Here is a 24,213-nt window from a genome sequence, read left to right as displayed (position 1 = left end):
ATCCCCCATAAAAAAATCACTAACAGCTTCTGAAATTGGTTTATTGCATCAGTCCCCGTCACCTCAAGCATTATCCGATCCCGTCTGTTTGCAGAACTGATTTTTGTACGGAATCTGCGTACAGGCGAACAGCTTACAGGTAAGCGGCAAAATCGGAGAAGGGGCATGCGGCAGGTAAAACAGAGCAGATTGAAGTGGCGTGAGCGCCTAAGATACGGCTTTTCATAAAAATCGCCCTCCAAAAGACAATGATGCAGGGAATGCCATCTTCTGTACTTCCCCTGAGCATCACATAGGGCCCGATAGTTTTATGGGGCTTCATACACTCAGATTTTTTTCCAATTACCCTTGGTTCTTTTTGCGTTTCTCAAAACAGCACTTCGGATGACCTTTTGGTTTAATGGTGAAGAAAAGGGGCATACCTGACACCATGCTTCTGCTTTCCAAATTGCCATAAGCCACATACCCTAAATTTCTTTCCATTTGATTGAATCTGTTTTGCGTTTTGGGTATGCCATGCTGCAGCCGGGTACGCAGCTGATTTTGCTGCTCGTGTTGACGGGCGTCATGGTCGTGATGGGGAAGCTGAAATGGGCGAGACGGGCGGTCTTGCTTTTTGTCGCGCTGCTGCTGCTCTATGGTCTCCCCTGGCTGCCTGAATTTCTGGCTGACGGTCTCGAGAACCGCTATTCGGTCATTGATGAAGACGGTATAGCGGCTGTAAAAGCTGCTTTTCAGGACTCCGGCGCCGACAGCCTTTATATTATTGTGCTGGGTGCGGGGCATTCCACAGATCCGAGGCTGAGCCCTACTTCGCGCTTAAGTGCTTCGGTGCTTGAGCGGTTGGTTGAAGGCGTGCGGCTCTACCGCGTGTTTGACGCCCGGGAAATCCCCGTACGGCTGGTAAGCTCAGCAAGCGGATTTGAGGGACAAATGACGCAGGCTGAAGCGGTTGCGCAGGCAGCGGTAGCCCTTGGGGTGCCGGATGAGCGCATCAGCCGATTGCATACGCCGCGCAACACCTGTGAAGAGGCGCAGGCTTTTCGTCAGGCTTTCGGAGCGGGGCAACCGGTGCTGATTTCAAGCTCGGCCCTGCATCAGCGCAGGGCGGTCATGCTGTTTGCCCAAACCGGCAGCAATCCGATAGCAGCTCCCGCTTCCTTCCTGAACCGGAAATCCCCCGAAGCTCCGTCCCGCTGGTGGCGGCGCTTCAGGCCTTCATCCCGCAATATTGACCTGCTGGAACGCGCGCTCAAAGAGCATGTGGGCTATATCACGGGTCGGCAGAGCTGCTGAAAAGCTGAGGCTGACACATGTGTTATGCTGTTTTAGGAGGATGAATACTGGTATGCCGCAGCTTGTCACGGGTTTCAAAAATAAAGAGGGCTTACGCTTGTCATTCACCGGAAAACTTTTCGGTCCATAAAATCTTTCACGGGGTGCGGGATGAATCTAAAAAGAAAAGGCACGAATAATTGCAGTATTGGAATTAATTTCTACGTGAATAACTCTTATATTGTCCGAATTATAACTAAGGCTTATCTAACCGTGCCTGCATACGCTGGCCTACAGCACCCTGTTTTAGCAAACGTTATCAGATGTCAGAACCCAAAATTTGGTTATCCTCCCCGCATATGGGAGGACAGGAAATAAAATTCGTACAGGAAGCCTTTGATACCAACTGGGTTGCGCCTGTAGGTCCGCATATCGGTGATTTTGAGCAGGATCTTCGCTCTTATACCGGAGCGGGGCATTGTTCCGTACTCGGCTCAGGTTCCGCCGCCATTCATATAGGGCAGCGATTGTTAGGGGTTGAGCGGAGGGATGTAGTGCTATGTCAGTCCTTTACCTTTGTAGCTACGGCAAACTCCGTATTACTACAGGGTGCTACGCCGGTTTTTGTTGACAGTGAGCTGGAGACCTGGAATATGTGTCCGGTTAAGCTGGAGGAAGCCATTATCGACCAGCAGGCGCAGGGCAAGCGCGTAGCTTCAATTATTCCGGTTCATCTGTACGGTATGCCCTCCAATATGCCGGCCATTATGGCGGTTGCGGATAAATACGGCATCCCTGTATTTGAGGATGCTGCTGAATCCCTCGGGTCGCACATTAACGGCAAACACACCGGTACCTTTGGTAAAGGGGCGGCCTTGTCTTTTAACGGCAATAAAATCATTACGACCTCCGGCGGCGGTGCACTCATTTCTGATGATGAAAAGCTGATTCAGAAAGCCCGCTTTTGGGCCACACAGGCAAGAGATGAAGCCCCCCATTATGAGCATTCCGAGCAGGGCTATAATTACCGCATGAGTAATGTGGTGGCGGCCATTGGACGGGGGCAGATGCAGGTACTTCCTGAGCGCATTGAGGCAAGGCGTGCCAATCACGACTGGTACTTCAAAAAGCTGGGCGAGACCTGGCTCGATGCGGAACTTCGGGACGGAACCGTTTGCATTCAGAATACCTCAGCAACGGGCATTTATTTTCTGCGGGAGCCCGAAGGCTATTTCAGCAACCGATGGCTTACGACCGTTATCGTGAACCCCGAAGAAACCGGTGGCATTACGCGGGAAACCATCCGGCTTGCGCTCGACGCCCGGAATATTGAGGCGCGTCCGCTCTGGAAGCCCATGCACCTGCAGCCATTATTCAGCGAAAGCAAACACTATGGCAACGGTGTAAGCGACTGGCTCTTCGAGCACGGTCTGTGCCTGCCAAGCGGAAGCAACCTCGGCATGGCTGAGTTTGCCCGCATCGAAGCCGTCCTGGACGAGGTGTTTCATTTCCGGATGAGCTGATTTTGGGTTAGTGGCTAGTGGCTGGTGTTTAGTGGTTTGTGGTTTGTGGTTTGTGGTTTGTTGAAGTCTGAAGATGTTTTTGGGCTTTTGTGCGAGACGGCCCTCACCCCTTGCCCCTCTCCCGAAGGCGATTGTTAACCCTTTCTTACATCTGTTTCGGGAGAGGGGGACGGTAGAATCAAATTTGTGCTGCAAACAAAATTACGTTGTGTTCTTCGCGCCTTCTTCGCGCTCTTAGTGTTTAGAAAAACATGCTGATACAAACCCTGAAGTTGATAATAACCCCCGTATTTTAACGCAAAGGACGCTAAGGGTTACGCGAACTACGCAAAGGGAAAGGAAGCTAATACTAATTGATATAAGTTTGACTTACAGGTACTTCACTTCGCGCCACGCCCTGGCCCCTCTCCCGAAGGCGATTGTTAACCCTTTTCTTATATCTGTTTCGGGAGAGGGGGGGGATAGAATCAGATTTGTGCTGCAAACAAAATTACGTTGCGTTCTTCGCGCCCCTCGTGTTTAGAAAAACATGCTGGTTCAAACCCTGAAGTTGATAATACCCCCCGTATTTGAACGCAAAGGACGCTAAGGGTTACGCGAAGTACGCAAAGGGAAAGGTGCCTTTAAATAACTTTGTGACTTTTGCGAAAGCCTTCGCGGTCTTCGTGTTTAAAAACGCAGGCTGATACAAACCCTGAAGTTGATAATAACCCCCGTATTTTAACGCAAAGGACGCTAAGGGTGCTGTAGCTAATACCAGCGATATCCCTCTGACATACTGACATACTGACATACTGTTCAACGGAAACCCACCCGTTCAGATTTTCGAAAATTCGTGTCGTGCGCTTTAGTCCATAAAACCTTTGTGGTGCCGGGTGCTATATGTCTTTACAAATGAGCTATTTTAGCTTACATTATGGCTTTATTATTGCCGAAATAACCGATTTTGATTGCAGGGCTGATATTTTATGAAGCGTGAAAGTGAAGAGAAGGGCAACAGTTTAAGGAAAAATATTCTGAAGGTGAGCCGCAGCATGCTGTTGCAGGAGGGGTTTGACCGGATGTCCATGCGAAAAATTGCAGCAAGCGTCGGGTTTAGCGCAACAAGCATTTACCTGTATTTCAAGAATAAGGATGACCTGCTGCATGCGTTGATTGAGGAAGGCTTCGACCTGCTCCATGAAGCCCTGAGTTCCAATGCGGTCGTACAGGCCAATAATAATCCGTTTGAAGTCCTCGAAGCCCTGTGCCGGGAGTTTGTGAAATTCGGGATGGAAAACCCGGAGTATTACGAAATCATGTTTCAGCTGCATCCCAAGCACATGCAGCGCTATCCGGTAGATAAATACCGTAAGGCCCGGCGCAATATTGACCTGATCCGAAACACGCTTGAATTGGGGCAGGCGCAGGGCCTGATTAAACCGCACGATTCAAGGCTGGTTGCCAACGTTATCCTTTCTACCCTGCATGGGGGTATCTCCCTGATGAATTCAGGACGAATTGATGCGAAGGTCGATAAACAGGCCTATGTTGAAACGATTATTCACAGCGTACTGGCCGGGGTAAAGTTAAAATAGGCGAAAACGCAACCCTTGCACCTTTTAAGGGATATACAATAAAGAGCCTTGATGGGGAAGCGGAATCGTTATGTCAACATTTTGTGAAGCAGCGTGAGCCTGACTGTTGGTCGGGCAAAACAGCGGATGCTGATTGATACCTGAAACAGGCTTCAATAGAATTTAAACATCAATCTTCATCAACGCCTCCGTAACCTTTCTGTTTGCTTTAGGAAAAGGGTAGCCGTGCAGTTCTGAAATTTTGATCCACCGAAGCTGTTTGCTGGCTTTGGGTTTGGGGGCAGGCTGACCCAGGTTGATGCGGCAGATCCAGGCGTTGAGGGTGATTTTGAAATGTGTGTAGGCGTGCTTGACTTCGATCAGGTGCTCCTCCGGTATGATTTCGACGCCGAGTTCTTCTTTTAATTCGCGGATGAGTGCGCCGGTGCGGGTTTCGCCTTTTTCGACTTTGCCGCCCGGAAATTCCCACAGTCCGCCCAGCATTTTGTCATCCGGACGCTGTGCGATGAGGATATTGCCGTTTTCGTCTTTACAAATCCCGACCACGATTTCGTGGTGCGGGATTTTTTGTTTCGGGGACTTGTAGGGGATTTCCGCCGTTTTTCCGCTGAGGGTTGCGCTGCAGCTTTGCTGCAGCGGGCAGGTGCTGCAATCCGGGGATTTTGGAGTGCATACCGTAGCGCCGAGTTCCATTACGGCCTGATTAAAATCACCGGGGCGCTGCCGGTCGAGGAGTTCATCCGCAAGCTCCTGAATACGTTTTTTGGTTGCGGGCAGGCGTACATCATCCTGAATGCCGGCGTACCGGCTGAGTACGCGAATGACGTTGCCGTCCATTACGGCATAGGGGAGGCCAAAGGCGATGCTTGCTACGGCGGCAGCGGTGTAGGGACCAATGCCTTTCAGGGCGCGGATGTCGTCGTAGGTTTTGGGGAAAACGCCGCCGTGCTGCTCAAGCACGGTTTGGGCGGCGGCGTGCAGGTTACGCGCACGGCTGTAGTAGCCGAGGCCTTCCCAGGCCATCAGCACGTCGTGCCGGTCGGCCCGGGCGAGGGCTTCGACGGACGGGAAGCGCGCCATGAAGCGCTCGTAGTAGGGGGTCGCCTGATCGACCCGCGTTTGCTGCAGCATGATTTCCGAGACCCAAATCCGGTACGGATCCCCGCAATCCCGCCACGGCATGTCCCGTTTGTTGGCGTCGTACCACTTTAAAAGGGGGGCTGCGAAATGTTGTGCGTTCTGTTGCGATTGCGAAGAAATCATGCGAATGGGTGAAAAATCAGGATTAGGAATGAAAGCTTAAGATAAGACAAGCAAGGCGCAACCATAAAGGCCCGCCAGGCCTTCCGCGTTTCTTATCCGCAGATTCTTTCAAGAAATTCCGAAGCCAAAAAATGTTGTATGAAGGAACATTAGACCGTGTGCGCCCCACGCCAAAAAAACGCACCCGCGTTGCCGGTGGATTCTTGGGTTGTGCGGTTTCGGTGTTTGATGGATGGTGATGTCGTAAAAACGCTGCGGAATGCGCGTACGCGTGGATTTGACCCCGTACCAATCCCGAAGGGATGGCATGTTTATAGCACCGAATTCCGCACCGATATTCACGACCCCGGATGGGGTCGCACCCGCGTTGCCGGTGAAATCGTGGGTTGTGCGGTTTCGGTGTTTGATGGATGTTGACGTCGTAAAAACGTTGCGTAATGCGCGTACGCGTGGGTTCGACCCCTTTCAGGGTCGTTTATTTGGGGGGACTTGTCTTTTCTATAAACATGTGTCTCTTTCAGAGACGTCTTTGGATGTTGTATTGGCATACAAATCGAATTTGATATTTGGGCTGTAATTGAGCCGGTAAGGTTATGTTCTTGCGTTATCGGGGCTTTAATAACCGTGTATCGAATTGAATGCCATGCATTTAATCTGGCTGCGAATTTTAAAGCCGGTTTTGTAACGGGATTCGTGTCTCACCTCGTCAATCCGCCCGACCCCGCACCAATCCCGAAGGGATTGCATGTTTATAGCACCGAATTCCGTCCCCGATATTCACGACCCCGGATGGGGTCGCACCCGCGTTGCCGATGGATTCGTGGGTTTTTCGGTTTCGGTGTTTGATGAATGATGATGTCGTAAAATCGCCGCGGAATGCGCGTATGCGCGGGTTCGACCCCGCACCAATCCCGAAGGGATTGTATGTTTATAGCCCTGAAATACGCCCCCGATATTGACGACCCCGAATGGGGTCGCACCCGCGTTGCCGGTGGATTGTTGGGTTTTGCGTTTTCGGTGTTTGATGGATGTTGAGGTCGTAAAATCGTTGCGTAATGCGCGTACACGCGGATTCGGCCCCGTACCAATCCCGAAGGGATTGCATGTTTATAGCCCTGAAATACGCCCCCGATATTGACGACCCCGAATGGGGTCGCACCCGCGTTGCCGGTGGATTCATGGGTTTTGCGGCTTCGGTGTTTGAAGGATGGTGATGTCGTAAAATCGTTGCGGAATGCTCGGATGCGTGGGTTCAACCCTTTCAGGGTCGTTTATTGGGGGGGGACGTGTCTTTTCTATAAACATGTGTCTCTTTCAGAGACGTCTTCGGATGTTGTATTGGCATGCAAATCGAATTTGACATCTGGGCTGTGGTTGAGCCGGTAAGGTTTTGTTTTTGCGTTATCGGGGCTTTAATAACCGTGTATCGAATTGAATGCCATGCATTTAATCTGGCTGCGAATTTTAAAGCCGGTTCTGTAACGGGATTCGTATATCATCCCGTCAATTCGTCCGACCCCGTACCAATCCCGAAGGGATTGCATGTTTATAGCACCGAATGACGCCCCCGATATACACGACCCCGAATGGGGTCGCACCCGCGTTGCTGGTGGATTGGAGGGTTGTGCGGTTTCGGTTTTTGATGGATGGTGATGTCGTAAAATCGTTGCGGAATGCGCGTACGCGTTAATTCGACCCTTTCAGGGTCGTTTATTTGGGGGGACGTGTCTTTTCTATAAATATGTGTCTCTTTCAGAGACGTCTTTGGATGTTGTATTGGCTTACAAATCGAATTTGACATTTGGGCTGTAACTAACCCGTAAGGTTATGTTTATTGAAATCGAGGCTTAAGATAAGTGTATTCAATTGAATACCATGCACTTAGCTCGGCTGCGAAATTTATAGCTGGTTCTGTAACGGGTTTCGTATTTAAACCTTTCAATCCGTCCGACCCGGAACCAATCCCGAAGGGATGGCATGTTTATAGCATCAAAGCCGACCCCCATATACACGACCCCGGATGGGGTCGCACCCGCGTTGCTGGTGGATTGGTGGGTTGTGCGGCTTCGGTGTTTGATGAATGTTGAGGTCGTAAAATCGTTGCGGAATGCTCGTTCGCGTGGGTTCGACCCCTTTCAGGGTCGTTTATTTGGGGGGACTTGTCTTTTCTATAAACATGTGTCTCTTTCAGAGACGTCTTTGGATGTTGTATTGGCATACAAATCGAATTTGATATTTGGGCTGTAATTGAGCCGGTAAGGTTATGTTCTTGCGTTATCGGGGCTTTAATAACCGTGTATCGAATTGAATGCCATGCATTTAATCTGGCTGCGAATTTTAAAGCCGGTTCTGTAACGGGATTCGTATATCATCCCGTCAATTCGTCCGACCCCGTACCAATCCCGAAGGGATTGCATGTTTATAGCACCGAATGACGCCCCCGATATACACGACCCCGGATGGGGTCGCACCCGCGTTGCTGGTGGATTGGAGGGTTGTGCGGTTTCGGTTTTTGATGGATGGTGATGTCGTAAAATCGTTGCGGAATGCGCGTACGCGTTAATTCGACCCTTTCAGGGTCGTTTATTTGGGGGGACGTGTCTTTTCTATAAATATGTGTCTCTTTCAGAGACGTCTTTGGATGTTGTATTGGCTTACAAATCGAATTTGACATTTGGGCTGTAACTAACCCGTAAGGTTATGTTTATTGAAATCGAGGCTTAAGATAAGTGTATTCAATTGAATACCATGCACTTAGCTCGGCTGCGAAATTTATAGCTGGTTCTGTAACGGGTTTCGTATTTAAACCTTTCAATCCGTCCGACCCGGAACCAATCCCGAAGGGATGGCATGTTTATAGCATCAAAGCCGACCCCCATATACACGACCCCGGATGGGGTCGCACCCGCGTTGCTGGTGGATTGGTGGGTTGTGCGGCTTCGGTGTTTGATGAATGTTGAGGTCGTAAAATCGTTGCGGAATGCTCGTTCGCGCAGGCTCGACTCCGTACCAATCCCGAAGGGATTGCATGTTTATAGCACCGAATGACGCCCCCGATATACACGACCCCGAATGGGGTCGCACCCGCGTTGCCGGTGGAATTATGGGTGCTTTGGGGCTGCCGGTTTGGGTGTGCTGCGGAATTAAAAAAGCAAGGGGCCCATCTCCGATTTGGGGGCTTACAATCTTTCACGGAGGCATTGATGCTCTCGGAGTTTTCCCCAAAAAATAAAAAGCCCTGAAATGATACGGTTGCCTGGCTCAGGCCCGGGAGGGGCGGGTATGCGTTGCGAAGGTTGCGTGAACATAGGGAGACCGTTGACCGAAGACCGAAGACCGAAGACCGAAGACAGAAGACAGAGGTCAGAGGTCAGAGGTCAGAGGTCAGAAAACAGGTGATGGTGATCTGTTACTTAAGGCTGAATTTTCTTCAAACTTTGAATTCTGAACTCTGAATTCTGAACTCAAAAAACTTTTACTCCCGTGTGAGCTGTAGTACGTTTATGGTGACGTTCATTTGGGTGGCGGCGCCGAATTGGTCGGTGGCGATGACCTGGAAGCGGTGTTGTCCTTCCTGACGGCGGGTAGGGGTCCAAGTGATGAGGCCGGTGCGTTCGTCGAGGACGGCGCCGTCGGGGAGGTCGGCGGCGAGGTAGCGGATCAGGCCGGTGTCGGGGCCGTCGGGGTCGGTGGCGCGCAGGGGCAGGCTGAAGGATTCGCCTACGGGGATGGAGATGGGGCGCACCTGATTGAAGCGCGGGGGCGTGTTGAAGGGTCGTACGTCGATTTCGAAACTGATGCGGTCGGTTTGCCCGTCGGGCGTGCTGGCGATGATGGTGAATTGCTGACGCCCTACATCGCGGGAAGCAGGCTGCCAGAAGAAGCCCTGATCGCGTATGCTTGCGCCGGCCGCGCTGGTTTGCAGCTGAAATCGGACATCGGCTGGCTCGACGGCTTGTTCAAAGGTGAGGGGCAGGAGCACGGGCCGGGGAAAGTGGGTCACCTGATCGGGGATGGGGCTGAGTCGGAGGGTTCCGTTCCGGTCCGTGCGCGGGCTTTGGCGGATTTCTACGACGGGGCGTTCTTCGAGCGTCATGCGGCCAAGCTGATTGAATTCGGTGAGCCAGAGCTGACTTTTGGTCTGCGCCATGTGGTTGCCGGGCTCGGTGTCGCGGCGGATGAGCTGCGCCTGTCCGCCTTCGCGGGCTTGCCAGAGCTGACCGGTGCGGGAGCGGATGAGGTAGCGGCCCTGCCAGAACTGCAGGTCATCGACGGCGCCGTCGATCCGGAAGAGGGTGTTCAGCTCGCCGTCCGGGCTGAGGCTGTACACGCTGCCTTCGGCGCCGGTGAGCACGGGGCGTCCGTCGGCTACGAAGAGGTTGCTGAGGGCCGGTGAGAAGCGGAAACTGTGCTGATGCTGCAGCGCGCCGTCTTCCTGCACCCGGAACTGATGCAGGCTGTTGTTGGCGGTGAGCACGAGCAGGGTGTTTTCGAAGGCGCGCACGGCGGATACGCGGTTGCGGCCGGTTTGCTGCATGGCGAGCTGTTCGGGGCTTTCATCTACGGCTTCCGGCGTAGCGAGGGAGAGGCGGAACAGGCCGGGGGTTTCCAGCCCCATAAAAAGGAAGTCGCCGACACGTGCCATGCTGACTGGTGCGGCCGGCAGGGTTGTGGAGGAATACACGCCGAGCACGGAGGTGGGTTCCACGATGGTGAGGCGGCTGTTGGAGCCGGTGAGGTAGGCAAAACGGACATCCGCGCTGAGCTGATTGCCGCGGCGCTGCATGCCCTGCGAGCTGTAGAGCCACTGCAGGGAATCGGCATGTACGCGAAACACGATGAGGCCATCTTCAGAAGACAGTGCGTAGAGGTGCGTTTCGGAGGCGGTGACGGACTGCAGGCCGGGGATTTCCATGAGGGTGGTCAGGTCGCGGACCAGCACCTGTTCGGTTTGGGCGTGGACACTTTCGGGCTCGCTGAGGAGCAGCACAAAGAGAATCAGGAAGAAAAGCGGACTGAAAGAGGGGGCAGATCGTAGCATTCAGGAGTTGTGCGTAAAAGTCTTGGAGGCTGTGGTTAGGGTGAGGCTGATGTTTCGGCAGGTTGCGCTGATGCGGTTCCAACGCAGGCGGCGCGTCAGCATTGCTGGTCGGAGATGTTCCGGAAAAAAGCGGGAAAGGAAAGGACAAGGGTGTCATCCCCCCGAAAGAAAAAAATATGCGGTTTGCTCAGAGCCAGCGGTGTCTGCGGTACCATGTGATGGTGTGCGCCAGGCCTTCACGAATATCGTATTCGGGTTTGAAGCCGAGTTCGCGCTTTATTTTATCGATGGAACAGGTCCACTGCAGGGTCATTTCCCGGGCTTTGTCGCGGTTCATGATGGGGTACGTGCCCACAAGGGAGCCGGCGGTTTCGCTGAAGGCGCCAACGAGGCTCACGACTTTGGGCGGCAGCGGCAGGGTGATCAGGCGTTTATTGAGGGCGCGCGCGGTCGCGTCTTTGATCTCGTTCCAGGTGTACACTTCCGGCCCCGAGACAAAGTAGGTGTGTACGCCGGGTTCGGTCTGATCCCACGCGAGGAGCAGTCCCTGCACCACATCCGCGACGTGTACCATTGAGATGCGGTTGGTTGCGCCGCTGCCTACGATGGGGCAGATGCCGCGGCTGGCAATTTTGAAAAAGGAGAGGATGTTTTCTTCCCGCGGACCGTACACCGCCGGCGGTCGCAGAATGGTGATGGAATCGCCGGGGGCGGCAACGCGATGGATCATTTCTTCCATTTCCTTTTTGGACTGCCCGTACATACTGACCGGCAGCATGGGGTCGCTTTCGGAGACAGGATGCTGGAAGCTGGGTCCGGCAGCAGCAAGGGAGGAGAGCACGACCATTTTGGGTACGCCCGCTTTTTGGGCCATGCGGATGATGTTTTCGGTCGCTTCCACATTGGTGCGGTAGAAGATTTCCGGCTTGGGGGCTTTGACGTGGGCGGCGAGGTGAAAGACGACGTCGGCGCCTTCGAGGCCCTTCTGCAGCGCGGGCAGGTCGTGCAGGTCGCCTTTTACGGGGATCACGCCTTTCTCGCGCAGCCATTTGAGATCGGAGCGGACGAGGCAGCGGACTTCGTTTTTGGGGTCTTCAAGCAGGGCGTCGGCGAGGTGTGAACCAATGAAGCCGGTGGCACCGGTGATGAATACTTTCATAAAGAAGTGAAAACTGTGTATTTTTGAAGGATATGAAATTTACGAAAAAATGCCGCTTCAGCCCTGATTTATTGAAGGGCCGAAGCAGCGGTACCCGGATCCGGGTTTGAGGGGGAAGGAAGCGGCAGCGGGCCGGAATCCCTGTTTTTTGCTGTTCATCACGGCTTGTCCCCTGAAAGCGGACGCCAAACCAAGTATGCTTATTCATGAAAATTGCATTATTTACGGGCAACTATGTCCATATAAAAGACGGGGTTTCGCTCACGCTGAACCGGCTTGTGCGCTACCTGACGGAGGAGCGCGGGTTCGATGTGCGTGTTTTTGGTCCGGATATTCGTCCGCGAGCTATTGAGCCGGCGGGTACTTTTGTGGAAGTGCCTTCGGTGCCGGCCCCGGGACGTCCGGAGTATCGGGTCTCGCTGTTTCTGCCGGAGGTTCACCGGCATGATATTGAAGCCTTCAAACCCGATCTCATCCACATTGCAACGCCCGATTTTCTGGGACTTGCAGCGCTTCGTTTTGCGCTGCGTCACAACATCCCCGTACTGTCGTCTTATCATACGCACTTCAGCAGCTATCTGCGCTATTACGGACTTGAAGCCCTTGAGGGCGTGCTGTGGAAATACCTGCGCTGGTTTTATGAGCGGTGCGACCTCGTGGTTTCCCCTTCGGAATCTATGAATGCGTATCTCACCCGCAATGGTCTCCCCGCGGATAAAGTAGGCTTGTGGACGCGCGGGGTTGAAACCGGGATTTTTTCCCCTGAAAAGCGCAGTCAGGCTTTCCGGCAACAATGTGGTTTTGCACCGGATGATGTAGTTGTGAGCTACATCTCGCGCCTGGTGTGGGAAAAAGATCCGCGCACGTTTATCGACGCCGTAAATCGCGCGCAGCAGCTGGATCCCAAAATCCGTGTGCTGGTCGGCGGCGATGGTCCGGCCCGCGCGCAGATGGAAGCCGAGCTGCCCGAAGCCGTATTTACCGGTTTTGCTTTTGGGGAAGAACTGGCTGTCCTTTATGCGAGCTCGGATATTTTTGTGTTCCCTTCCGACACTGAGACTTTCGGAAATGTAACCCTGGAAGCCATGAGCAGCGGGGTGCCGGCGCTTGTGGCCAATGCGGTGGGCAGCAAATCGCTGGTCGTTAATGAAGAAACCGGTTACGTGCTGCCGGTAGCGGATGTACAGTCGTTTTCCTGGGCTATTTTACGGCTGAGTCAGGATAACGCGCTGCGTCAGCGCATGGCACAGCAGGCACGCACGCGAGCCCTCAGCTTTGACTGGCAGCACGTGATGGAGAGCCTCATCCTGAGCTATCAGCATGTTGTGGCGGAACACCGGATGAAAGCATAAATGACCGCTTCCAAAAAATGTGTGCCGGCATTTTCATAATCCCGCTGTGCTCACTATTATCGTAATCTTAAAAATAGCGTACTACGTCCTGAGCGCGGGCTTTCGGTCCTTAACTGCCTGCGGCTTCAAATTCTGAATTGCATTGAAAATCCTCTATATCTCACATTTACATCCGCCCAAAGACGCCGTGCTGAAAAACATAGGCGGCATGCAGCGTGTGAGTTTACAGCTGACCAGCGAGTTGTCGCTCAACCCTGAGATCGAGCTCGAGGAAATAACTATGGAAACGGGCTGGCGCTTCATTGGCGTAAAAACCTTTTTCTTCTTGCTTTCCCTCTACATCGGACTGCCCCGAAAAGTGAAAAAAATGCAGCCCGATCTCATCCTGTTTTCATCCATGGTTACCGGCACACTGGGGCATTTTTTGCGGCGACGGATTTCCATTCCTATGATCAGCATTTCGCACGGGCACGACGTGACGCTTTCCGTGGGTATTTATCAGTGGCTTCTGAAGAAGGTTTTCATCGGTCTGGACGGCGTCATTTCCGTGAGTCAGGCAACGCGGGATGAGTGTCTCAGCCGCGGACTGGCTCCCGAGAAATCGCAGGTACTTCCGAACGGCTTTGATATCAGGGATTTGCCCGAAGCTGTTGACAAGCCGCTGGCCCGGAAGCAGCTGGAGCAGGCACTCGGCCTGAAGCTGGGTTCCCGTAAAGTGCTCCTGACGGTCGGGCGCCTCATACGCCGAAAAGGGCATGCCTGGTTTATTCGTGAAATCCTGCCTCAGGTGAAATCTGATGTGCTGTATATCATCATCGGGGATGGGGCAGAAGCAGCCGGCATCCGGCAGGCCATACAGGAAACCGGTCAGCAGCACAAGGTTTTCTTTAACGGACGGCAGGAAGATGATGTGCTTAAAATTGCGTATTCCGCCGCAGACCTGTTCATCATGCCCAATATCCGCGTGCCGGGTGATATGGAAGGCTTTGGTGTTGTGCTCCTTGAAGCCAATATCCGGTGCACCCCTGCGGTTGCAAGCGATATTGAAGGCATTCGGGACGTTATTGAGCAGGGTGTAAATGGCTACAGGATTGCAGAAAACGACGCAAAAGATTTTGCTGCAACCATCGACCGGGTGCTGGAAAATGAGCTTGATGCCTTGTCCCGTAAATCCCGCAACCATGTGAAAAGCCGCTTTAGCTGGGAAGCAGTTTCAAAAGCTTATATCCTTTACCTCACGAAATTCGTCTATAAAAAGTGAACGCTCTTAACAGTGTTCACGCTTTATAATTGAGCTTCAGCCAAAACCATGATAAATGCGTCAATTCAGCCTTTTAGGGCCGTTTTGGTGTGGTTTGAACAATGGCAGGAAGTGCCTATATTACGAGTTGATTTATTATTCAGATTATAATTTCCAAAGTATGAGTGAAACCCATACGGCCAAGAAAAAAGCAGATATTTTTTCAAAAGCTTTCAATTTTACCAAGGCAGACGAAGTCAAAGCCCTGGGCCTATACCCTTATTTCAAGCCGCTTACCGAAACAGACGGGACTGTTGTTGTTATTGAAGGACGCAAAGTTATTATGGCAGGCTCGAATAATTATTTGGGCCTGACCAATGATGAACGGCTGATAGAAGCGGCACAAGGCGCCATTACGCGATATGGTACAGGTTGTACGGGTTCACGCTATCTGAATGGGACACTTGATTTACACCTTGAGCTGGAAGAAAAGCTTGCTAAGTACATGCAGAAAGAATCCTGCGTGTTGTTTTCCACCGGCTATCAGACCAATGAAGGTGCCATTCAAACCATCGCACAGCGCAACGACGAAATTTTTTCCGATAAAGACAACCATGCCTGCATTGTTGTCGGTACCCTCGTGTCGAACGCCAAAACCTATCGCTTTGCGCATAATGATATGGATCAGCTGCGCAAAATGCTGGATCGGTCCAATCCTGAAGCCGGCAAAATCATTGTTAGTGACGGCGTCTTTTCCATGTCGGGACAGCTCGCCAATGTGCCGGAACTTGTTAAAATTGCCAAGGAATATGGTGCCCGGCTATATCTTGATGATGCCCATGCTATTGGCGTCATTGGTGAAGGCGGACGCGGTTCTGCCTCGGTTTTCGGACTGAATGATGATGTTGACCTGATCAGCGGCACCTTTTCGAAATCCTTTGCTTCTCTGGGTGGCTTTTTGGTTGGGGATCGTCCGGTAATTGAGTATATCCGTCACAATTCTCCGGCTCACATCTTCAGTGCGTCCATGCCACCGGCCAATGCCGCAACAGTGCTCAAAGCCCTTGAAATTTTGCAAACGGAGCCCTGGCGCCTGGAAAGGCTGGAGTATATTTCAAACTACATGCGGAAAGGTCTCAGTAAACTCGGATTCAATGTTTGGACGAGCAGTACGCCCATTATTCCTGTTGTTATCGGCGATATGATGAGCTGTTTTCAGTTCTGGAAAGACCTGTTTGAAGCAGGCGTGTATGCCAATGCTGTGGTTCCACCGGCTGTGCCTGCGGGTCAGTCCCTGATTCGGACAAGCTACAGCGCTACGCATACCGACGATCAGCTTGATGCCATTCTTGAAGCTTTTCACACCATCGGCGTGAAACACGGCATTATTGATAAAAACGGTCAGTCTTTGGTAGAAGCACCTGCCTGAGCAGGACAGGCCGGCGTAATGCAGCAACATAAGTGTAAGTAAGTATCCTTTCTTTCATTCATCCCCTAATTCCGACCGATGTACGGGATCAGCTATGTGTCAGAGCCTTCTCAAATGAAGGCTTTCTTACAATTCCCTTATGATCATTATGCAACCGACGAAAACTGGGTTGCGCCTCTTTATATTCAGCAGCGGGATCTGCTCGACGCGAATAAAAACCCGTATTTTGCAGATGTAGCGCACGCTTACTTCCTGGCAGAAAAGAATGATCAGGTATGTGGCCGTATTGCAGTTTTTATCAACCGGTCCTGGAATACTTTCCAAAAGCAGCAGACCGGCTTCTTTGGTTTTTTTGAAAGTCAGAATGATCCCTATCTGGTTAAACTGTTAGTTGAAGTAGCTACAGACTGGCTTAGGGAGCGGGGCATGAATAAAATGATTGGTCCTATAAATCCCGGCTTCATGTATGAGCTGGGTATGCTGGTTGACGGACATGAGACGGAGCCTTACGTTATGATGCCGTGGACCAAAAAGTATTACGACAAGCTGCTCACCGAGGCCGGGATGGAAAAGGAAATTGACCTGTTCGCCTATGTTGTCGATGAAAAAAATGTGGCACTCGACCGGATTAACAGAGCGGAAGCCATCGTGCGCAAGCGTATGCCGGACCTGAGTATACGACCTGTGAACCTGTCAGATTTCGGAAACGAAGTCCGTATCATTCGCGATATTTTTAATCAGGCCTGGAAAGACAACTGGGGCTTTAGCCCGGTAAGCGAAGAAGAGTTTGACCATATTGCGAAAGACCTCAAGCTGATTATTGATAAGGATATTGCGCACATTGCCGAAATTAAGGGCAAAGCTGTTGGATTTTCCGTCGCCCTGCCGGACATGAATCAGGCATTCCGGCACATCCGCAACGGGCGGTTGCTGCCCTTCGGCATTTTTAAGCTGCTGTGGTACCGGAGAAAAATTAACCGTATCCGAACTGCGCTTATGGGGGTCATTCCCGAATACAGGGGCAAAGGCATAGACGCCCTGCTGCACCGGGAAGCTATTGTTAAAGGACTGGCTAAGGGCTATAACGCCTCAGAACTGAGCTGGCTGCTGGAAACCAATACCGACATGATTCGGGTAGCCGAGAAAATCGGCGGCTGGCGTGAAAAAACCTATCGTATCTACCGCCGCAACATCTGATAGTGGCCTTTTTTGAGAATGAAGCAGGGCGGTGTAAGTGTTATCCGGCTGAAGAAAGTTTAGCTTAGTTGCGAAAGACGCAGCGTTCAGGACCGGATACCGTTTTAGGTATTTATTAAGCTGCTGACCTTTTAAATCCATCTTGGAAGCGGTTTTCTGTGTAATAAAGGGCATTGCAAGCCTGTAAAAACCTTTCCGTTCTGTGGAATAACAATCCCGAAAACCGTATTTTAATTGAATTGAATTCAGATCCGTTAACTTGTCATAAACCATTAATTTCATGAGTGTTGAAACCCTAAACGGTACCACACAGCTGGTGCCCGCAGACTCTGCTTTCAAAATCAGATCTGCTTCAATCAAGAAGTTTTCCAAAGATCACCTGACAGACTCATTGCGGACAATGATGCTGTCACGTCGTCTTGATGATAAGATGCTGACGCTTTTGAAACAGGGACGGGGCTTCTTCCACATCGGCGGTTCGGGGCATGAAGCCATTCAGGTTGCAGCCGGAAAAAACATGATTCCCCGAAAAGACTGGGGGATGCTCTACTACCGGGATATGTCCTACGCCCTTACGATGGGTATGACCGCAAGGGAACTGCTCTCCGCACACCTTTCCAAGGTCACGGATACGAGCGCCGGGCGTCAGATGCCGTCACACTTCAACAGCAAAGAGCTGAACATTGTGTCAGTTAACAGCGCGTTGGGTGCCCAATTTCTGCCCGGTCTGGGTATTGCGCAGGGTATTAAGTTTTTGGGAGATGATGAAGTTGTATATATCTCAACAGGGGATGGAGGTACTTCCGAAGGTTCTTTCTTCGAACTGCTGAACTGGGCAACCCGCGACAAGGTACCTGCCGTAATTGTGGTACAGGATAACAAGTACGCCATTTCCGTGCCGGTTCAGGAACAGACAAGCAACAAGTCGATTTCCAAAACAGTGCAGGGATTTGCCAATCTGGAAATTATTGAGTGTGATGGTACGGATTATCTGCAGTCCTTTGCTGCAATGGAAAAAGCCGTAACGCACGCCCGAAGCGGCAAAGGACCCGCCCTGGTTCACGCGCACGTTGTACGTCTGCTCCCGCACTCTTCTTCTGACGATCACCGTAAATACCGTACTACAGAAGATCTCGAAGCGGACAAAGTGCACGACCCCATCACCAAGCTGGCCCGGCAAATGGTGAAAGCTAAAATTGCAACACAGGAAGAAATCGATGCCCTTTTTGATGAAGTCAAAAAACAGGTGGATGACGACACCAAATGGTGCATGAGTCAGGAAGATCCGAAACCCGAAGACGGGGTGAAGCATGTACTGTTTGAAGGCGAAACCCAGCTCGACTACGAAAATGAGGAGCCATCCGGAGAGCCGATTGTGATGGTTGATGCGATCAATCATGCCCTTTATGAGGAAATGGAGCGCGATGAACGGGTTATTGTTTTCGGGGAAGACGTAGCCGGCGGTAAAGGCGGCGTGTTCACGGCTACCCGCGGTCTTACCGATGCATTCGGCAACAGCCGCTGCTACAACGCTCCCATTGCGGAAGCTTCCATTATCGGAACTGCCTGCGGACTTAGTATCAAAGGTTTTAAGCCGGTGCCGGAAATTCAGTTTGCCGACTACATCTGGCCTGCCATGCAGATGCTCCGCAATCAGGTGTCGGTGCTGCGCTACCGTTCGAATAATCAGTTCGCCAACCCCATGGTCATCCGCGTACCCTGCGGCGGCTACATTCACGGCGGACTCTGTCACAGTCAGAACATTGAAGCTACTTTCGGCCACATTCCCGGCTATAAAATTGTGATGCCTTCGAATGCCGCAGATGCCAAAGGCCTGCTTAAAACAGCCATTAGGGGTGAAGATCCGGTCATTTATCTCGAGCATAAATTCCTGTATCGCCAGGGCTTTGCCCGTCGTCCGGAACCCGGCAAGGACTACCTTGTGCCTATTGGAAAAGCTTCTGTCGTTCGCGAAGGCAGTGACCTAACTATTGTAACCTACGGCGCACTCGTTCAGAAAGCGCTGAATGCAGCCAAAGCGTACGCTAAAAAAGACATCAGCATTGAAGTCATCGACCTGCGTACCATCGTGCCCTACGATGCGGAAACCGTTCACAACTCTCTCAGAAAAACAAACCGCATTCTCGTGCTGCACGAAGATTACGAGTTCCTTGGTTTCGGCGCAGAAATATCAGCCCAAATTGCGGATGCTTGTTTTGATCACCTCGATGCGCCCATCGCGCGCGTAGCAGCTAAATTCGCCCCTATCGGATTCGCAGCGCCCTACGAAGATTACATCCTTCCCAACGACAACGATGTAACCGAAGCCATCGAGCGTTTGATTAATTACTGACGTAATGTTACCCGCCCTGTTTTCGCAGTTCAGCGGTCCGAATCTATAAAAAATGCCCTGGTTGTTTTCGACAGCCGGGGTATTTTTTTGTGATGCAGCAGCGTGATCATGCGTAGGTTAATGAGCGGGACAGACCGCGGGCGGCGAGTAGCTGAGTGGCTGATGGTTTTCCATATTCATCCTGCCCCCCCCAGTGTGTGCTATCACTGAAATGCTGTGTTTTGGCATTTTTTAAGCACCACCAGATGATGTGCAGCATTATTCGGGATCTGCCAAGCTGGCGCTGTCACAGTGTGATAGCGGGTTTGGGATGCTTGTTCGGAATAATGTCAGATATCATTGGGAAGCCTGCTATCGGCACCGACACAGATCAAAGCTGGTAGATCCCGGATAACGCCGGTGAGCTATGATTATAGTTATCAAGTACCTGGGTGGGCGTTTCCGGGATGACGCCGTAAGGCTTCGATTGGCTGTCGGGGCAGGTCTTAAGGTTGTGACCATGATTGCGGTGTTGTCATTTCACGCTGTTCAAGGTGATCCGTTTTTTTGATTTCGGAACCAAGAGTATAGACGCAAGATTTTGCGTCTCTGCCAGAGCGACACTGTAGTAGTACGTGCTCATAGTCACGGAGGGCTTCCGATAGTATCACCCTACCGGCTGCGAATAGTCCCGAATTGCAACAGGCGGTCGAATTGCTGTTGCTGATCGCGGAAGTAAACAAGTATCTGATAATCCTGACTTGTTTGCGCGAAGAAGGACGAGAGCCGGAGGTCGTCGAGGCGGTTGTTTTCTATGACGGCGTAGGTGTAGTCGTAGCGGCCTTCTTTGATGAGAACCCGGGTTGAGAATGCGTCGGATGCCGGGTCATAAACCATGCGCTGTTCTTCGCTCAGGTTCCAGTTGGTGAATGAGCCGAGGACAAAAATATCTTCTTCCGGACTCAGAAAGCGCGGGCGTTCAAGGTTGAATTCAACTTCGGTATAGCGGGCATTACGTCCGGTGCGGGGCTCGCCGAAGCTGTAGGAACGTGCGCGCGTAATGCGGGGGCTTATGTCGAGGTCAACAACATCGAACTGCAGCCGGATCAGCGGGGGATCGCGTTCGGGCCGCACTTCAATCACATCCCGTGAAATGCTGAAGATGTCGTCGATTAACAAGGGCCTGAATTCGTAACGGCCGGGGAAGCTGTCATCGCGGTTGAGGTGCAGCCGGATCAGGCCCGGTGCAGAGACATCGCGCTCCGTTGTTTTCCGGCTCCGGCCCCAGAACTGATTCTGTACGACATACACGTCAATGTCGATCAGCGGCATGCTTACAAAATCCGGAAACTGATACTCGGTATAGATCTGATGGTTCGGGAAACGCGAGTCGCGGAAGTGTTCGGAGACTTCGGCCCGCAGGCTGCCGCGGTCTTCGGTAACAAAAAACGGCAGCGAAAACAAAAGGTCACGGCTCACATAGTCGTACACTTCAAGCATGAAGTTGCCGCTGATCTGCACATTGAGATTGCGGTTCGGGAAGGTGTAGCTGTAGCTGAAAAAAGACGGAAACTGCCCGACAGACGGAGTGCCGCCGCTGATGGTATCATCGCTGAAGCCGCGGCTTACAACGCCTGAGGGCAGCCGGCTTTCGGTCCAGTCGGCATTGTAGTGCTGCACACGGATGAGGAAGCTGTTACCGGCTTCGGCAAGTTCATCGAAACGCAGGGTGAGCTGCCGTTCAGAACCCAGTACGAGAACGGGCGGGTTTCCGGGACGGTCCCTGAACAGCTCAACACTGCGGATACGGCTGTCCGGGGGCAGTTGGGGCTTGACCGCTTTGGTGTTGGTCAGCCGTGCATTGGGGGATCCGTCTTCGGGATCATAGCTGTCACGGGGGATAACGCTGCATGCACTGAACACGCAAGTCAGGAGCAGCATGAAAGCAAAGGTGCGATATGGCGCGCGGCTTGCCTTCAAATATCGAGGAAGTAGGTGCCGTCGAAGGTGAAGAGCGCGGGACCGCTCAGCCGCAGGGTACGGTAGCGCTGTTCACCGGGATCATATTCGAAGCTGGTTTTGAGGGTGCCGCCGCTGCACAGAATCTCGTAGGTAAAGGCGCCGGATTCTTCCGGTTTGGTTTTATGATGATGGGCTACGGCCGTTGCAAGGGCACCGGTGCCGCAGGCGAGGGTGAGGTCTTCTACGCCGCGTTCGTAGGTTTTGAGGTAGATTTGATTGGATTCACGGGCAGTGCAGGCGAAGTTGACGTTCGTGCCTGTGGGGAACAGCTCCAGCTTGTTCCGGATTTCCCGGCCCTGATCGCGCAGTGCGGGTTCATCCTGCAGGGTTTCTGATTCAACCCATGTCACGACATGTTCGGTGCCGGAGTTGATGGCTACCGCTTCGCGTCCGAGCAGGGAGAGGGGGGCAGACGGCTTGGGCTCAACCGGAAAAGCAACCGTGACGCCCTGCGCCGTAACTTCCGCTTCGTAGCGGCTCCCGTGCACCATGAAGCTGACTTTTTCCGGAAAGCCTGAGCGGACAGCGAAGCGGGCGAGACAGCGGGCCCCGTTGCCGCACATGCCGGCGTCGCTGCCGTCGGCGTTGCGGTAAACCATGCGGTAGTCGGCCCGTTCGGAAGGTTCGAGCACCAGAACGCCGTCGGCCCCGACGCCAAACCGGCGGTGACACAGCCGGGGAGTGAGTGCGATGATTTCATCGAGAAGAAAGCCGTAGGTGCGGTTGTCGAAAACCACAAAATCGTTGCCCGCACCGTGCATTTTTGTAAAAGCAATAGATTTAATTGTCACGCAAAAAAGAATTGGGTACCGGTTGAAAGGGGATGGGGTTGCAGTTACAGGGATTCAGGTCGGTTTCAGCCCGTTTTCCAAAGCAGCTTTTCAGCGGTTAGGTCGCCAAATGCTTGTAGGCCGGAATATGGAGCCAGGGTTTACTTTCCGGGATTTCCGGGTCCTTACCCCGCATGAGGCGCGAGAGCCGGAAGGCCAGCACTATAAAAATATAGCGGCCCGTAACGTTCACCCCGAGCATGTTGCGAAACTCTTCAAACATCAGCTGCATTTCGTCGAGCCGGGCATTTTTGAGCGCCTTGCAGAAATTGTGAATCACCTTGATCTGATCGGCATTTACCAGGAAGCGCTCTTCTCCGGTAGAGCGGTACACTTCGAGGTCGCGAACCAGAACTTCCATCAAATTCAGGATGTTGGCCATGCCTTCGCGGTTATTTTCCTTCTGCCAGCGACCCGCAATATCAATCAGCTCGGCAGGATCGAGGGTGTAGCAGGCCCGCAGGTAGGTGATGATTTCGTTGCGCATTGCGCGAAGCTGTTCGGTGTCGTAAAAGCGGGCAGAAGCGTAGTTGCCGTTGGTAATGCGGGACAGAAAGCGGGCGTCGTTTTCGGGGACCTTATCAAATTGCTGAAGGCCCTGTGCAACTTCATCCGGCTTCAGGGGTGCCATTTGGATGTGCTGACAGCGCGAAATGATGGTGGGCAGCAGCGCATTCACATTGTTGGAAGTGAGGATGAACACAACCCCCGGCGGCGGTTCTTCCAGCAGCTTGAGGAAGGTGTTGGAAGCTTCCTTCCGCATTTTTTCTACTTCACTGATGATGATGATATTCCGGTTGCCTTCATTGGGCTTACGATACGCACTTCTGAGAACGGTTTCCTTGAAATAGCTGATGGAGTAGAAGGCATTTTTGTTGGTCTGATCAGAATCGTCTTTCACGCTGGGACGCAGGGTGAAATCGACGACTTCGTACGGATCTTTGGCCAGCAGCTGCGTCCGTTCGCTCAGCATGGAAATATCAGGATCGCTGCCCGGAAGCGGGATGAAAATGCCGATATCCGGATGGTTGCTCCAGCGGCTTTTTTTGGAAAAAGCCAACCCTTGCAGGTCGGTCAGGTTGTCAATGCCGTTGATGAGTTCGGCAAGGGTAAGGGCCAGGGCTTTTTTACCGACGCCCTGCGGCCCGCTGATGAGATAGGCATGGCTGAGCCGGCCGGAGCTGATAATGCGTTTCACCTGATCGCGCGCCTGTTCGTTGCCTACAAGCCTGCGGTTACCGGGTGAGATGGCCGTGCCGGCATAGGGAAGTTCAGTCGGTCCAGACATAATCAAAAAGCATAATGGAAAGGGTGATGGTGACGCCGCAGTACCCGACGAGCGCCGCAGTTTGTTCTGCAATGCCGGTGAAAGGTGCCCCGCCGAGGAGTTCGCGGGTTGCGTCGCTGAGTAGTACAATCAGGGGCAGCAGCAGCGGCAGGCAAAGTACTGAAAATATAGCGCCTTTTTGCACAGAGCGGGAAACAAGGGAAGCCATGAGGGTGGCAACGCTGGAAAAACCGAGAGAGCCCAGCAGGAGCAGCAGCATGAAGGGGAGGAGGTCGGTTTCAAAACTGCCGGTAAGTATGGCAAAAAGCAGGGCGGTAAGCAGGGAAACCGTGTAGGTGAAGCTGAAGTTAAACAGCAGCTTGCCGGTATAAACCGGAAGACCGGGGGTGTTCAGCCGGAGCAGGTCAAAGGTTTGCTGATCGGTCTCCATCACAAAGGAGCGCGCAAGACTGGAAAGGGCGGCAAAGAGGATGATAATCCAAAGGAGCCCGCTGTACAGATCAGCCGTGAGCAGGCTGGTGTTCAGGGAAAAAAACATGACCATGGTTGCCGCCGCCACGAACGTGAGCACGGTATTAAAGGCGTAGCGCGTGCGCAGCTCAAGCTGCAGGTCTTTCCGGAAAATAGCGAGGGCACTTTTAAACATCTGCATTCGGCCAAAGTACGAAGATTGCGCACAATAATC

General features: G+C 52.5%; 15 protein-coding genes. 8 read left to right on the top strand and 7 right to left on the bottom strand.

Features of this window, described 5'->3' with window-relative positions:
- Positions 1 to 483: 483 nt before the first annotated feature.
- From CYPRO_RS11850 to CYPRO_RS11840, 3 genes are all read left to right on the top strand, one after another.
- The gene (locus CYPRO_RS11850) at positions 484 to 1,296 is read left to right on the top strand and encodes an ElyC/SanA/YdcF family protein (protein WP_114984812.1); all 813 of its coding nucleotides are present in this window, start codon (positions 484 to 486) and stop codon (positions 1,294 to 1,296) included.
- A 302-nt stretch (positions 1,297 to 1,598) separates the two neighbouring features.
- Complete coding sequence (locus CYPRO_RS11845) at positions 1,599 to 2,798, top strand: DegT/DnrJ/EryC1/StrS family aminotransferase (RefSeq protein WP_114984811.1); 1,200 nt, start codon at positions 1,599 to 1,601, stop codon at positions 2,796 to 2,798.
- A 968-nt stretch (positions 2,799 to 3,766) separates the two neighbouring features.
- Entirely contained in the window at positions 3,767 to 4,375 is a 609-nt protein-coding gene (locus CYPRO_RS11840; protein ID WP_114984810.1) for a TetR/AcrR family transcriptional regulator, read from the top strand.
- A gap of 162 nt (positions 4,376 to 4,537) precedes the next feature.
- On the opposite strand, the gene mutY is transcribed toward CYPRO_RS11840, so the two are convergent.
- From mutY to CYPRO_RS11825, 3 genes are all read right to left on the bottom strand, one after another.
- Positions 4,538 to 5,638 carry an A/G-specific adenine glycosylase gene (mutY, locus tag CYPRO_RS11835; RefSeq protein WP_114984809.1) on the bottom strand — a complete coding sequence of 367 codons (1,101 nt, stop codon included), beginning with the start codon at positions 5,636 to 5,638 and terminating at the stop codon, positions 4,538 to 4,540.
- 3,475 nt (positions 5,639 to 9,113) lie between these two features.
- Positions 9,114 to 10,679, bottom strand: a complete 1,566-nt coding sequence (locus CYPRO_RS11830) for an Ig domain-containing protein (RefSeq protein WP_114984808.1) — start codon at positions 10,677 to 10,679, stop codon at positions 9,114 to 9,116.
- A gap of 187 nt (positions 10,680 to 10,866) precedes the next feature.
- Complete coding sequence (locus CYPRO_RS11825; protein ID WP_114984807.1) at positions 10,867 to 11,838, bottom strand: NAD-dependent epimerase/dehydratase family protein; 972 nt, start codon at positions 11,836 to 11,838, stop codon at positions 10,867 to 10,869.
- Positions 11,839 to 12,044: 206 nt separating this feature from the next.
- On the opposite strand from CYPRO_RS11825, the gene CYPRO_RS11820 reads away from it, so the two are divergent.
- The 5 genes from CYPRO_RS11820 (at position 12,045) to CYPRO_RS11800 (ending at position 19,409) form a co-directional block, all read left to right on the top strand.
- A complete protein-coding gene (locus tag CYPRO_RS11820) occupies positions 12,045 to 13,190 on the top strand; it encodes a glycosyltransferase family 4 protein (RefSeq protein ID WP_114984806.1) in 1,146 nt (381 codons plus the stop codon).
- 142 nt (positions 13,191 to 13,332) lie between these two features.
- On the top strand, positions 13,333 to 14,451 hold the full coding sequence (locus CYPRO_RS11815; protein ID WP_240644746.1) for a glycosyltransferase family 4 protein: 1,119 nt from the start codon (positions 13,333 to 13,335) through the stop codon (positions 14,449 to 14,451).
- A gap of 160 nt (positions 14,452 to 14,611) precedes the next feature.
- Positions 14,612 to 15,859, top strand: a complete 1,248-nt coding sequence (locus tag CYPRO_RS11810; protein WP_114984805.1) for an aminotransferase class I/II-fold pyridoxal phosphate-dependent enzyme — start codon at positions 14,612 to 14,614, stop codon at positions 15,857 to 15,859.
- Between the two features lie 78 nt (positions 15,860 to 15,937).
- Positions 15,938 to 17,056 carry a GNAT family N-acetyltransferase gene (locus CYPRO_RS11805; protein WP_114984804.1) on the top strand — a complete coding sequence of 373 codons (1,119 nt, stop codon included), beginning with the start codon at positions 15,938 to 15,940 and terminating at the stop codon, positions 17,054 to 17,056.
- Between the two features lie 280 nt (positions 17,057 to 17,336).
- The gene (locus CYPRO_RS11800; protein ID WP_114984803.1) at positions 17,337 to 19,409 is read left to right on the top strand and encodes an alpha-ketoacid dehydrogenase subunit alpha/beta; all 2,073 of its coding nucleotides are present in this window, start codon (positions 17,337 to 17,339) and stop codon (positions 19,407 to 19,409) included.
- Positions 19,410 to 20,060: 651 nt separating this feature from the next.
- On the opposite strand, the gene CYPRO_RS11795 is transcribed toward CYPRO_RS11800, so the two are convergent.
- The 4 genes from CYPRO_RS11795 to CYPRO_RS11780 all read right to left on the bottom strand — a co-directional run bounded on the left by CYPRO_RS11795 (position 20,061) and on the right by CYPRO_RS11780 (position 24,180).
- A complete protein-coding gene (locus tag CYPRO_RS11795; protein ID WP_124245603.1) occupies positions 20,061 to 21,329 on the bottom strand; it encodes a type IX secretion system plug protein in 1,269 nt (422 codons plus the stop codon).
- A 35-nt stretch (positions 21,330 to 21,364) separates the two neighbouring features.
- Positions 21,365 to 22,201 carry a diaminopimelate epimerase gene (gene dapF / locus CYPRO_RS11790; RefSeq protein WP_240644745.1) on the bottom strand — a complete coding sequence of 279 codons (837 nt, stop codon included), beginning with the start codon at positions 22,199 to 22,201 and terminating at the stop codon, positions 21,365 to 21,367.
- Between the two features lie 97 nt (positions 22,202 to 22,298).
- On the bottom strand, positions 22,299 to 23,528 hold the full coding sequence (locus CYPRO_RS11785; protein WP_114984801.1) for a DNA polymerase III subunit: 1,230 nt from the start codon (positions 23,526 to 23,528) through the stop codon (positions 22,299 to 22,301).
- The gene (locus CYPRO_RS11780) at positions 23,512 to 24,180 is read right to left on the bottom strand and encodes a heme exporter protein CcmB (protein ID WP_114984800.1); all 669 of its coding nucleotides are present in this window, start codon (positions 24,178 to 24,180) and stop codon (positions 23,512 to 23,514) included. Before CYPRO_RS11780 ends, CYPRO_RS11785 begins: the two co-directional genes overlap by 17 nt.
- Positions 24,181 to 24,213 lie beyond the last annotated feature (33 nt).

The organism is Cyclonatronum proteinivorum, assembly GCF_003353065.1.
GTDB lineage: Bacteria > Bacteroidota > Rhodothermia > Balneolales > Cyclonatronaceae > Cyclonatronum > Cyclonatronum proteinivorum.
This window is presented reverse-complemented; position numbering and strand designations above follow the sequence as displayed.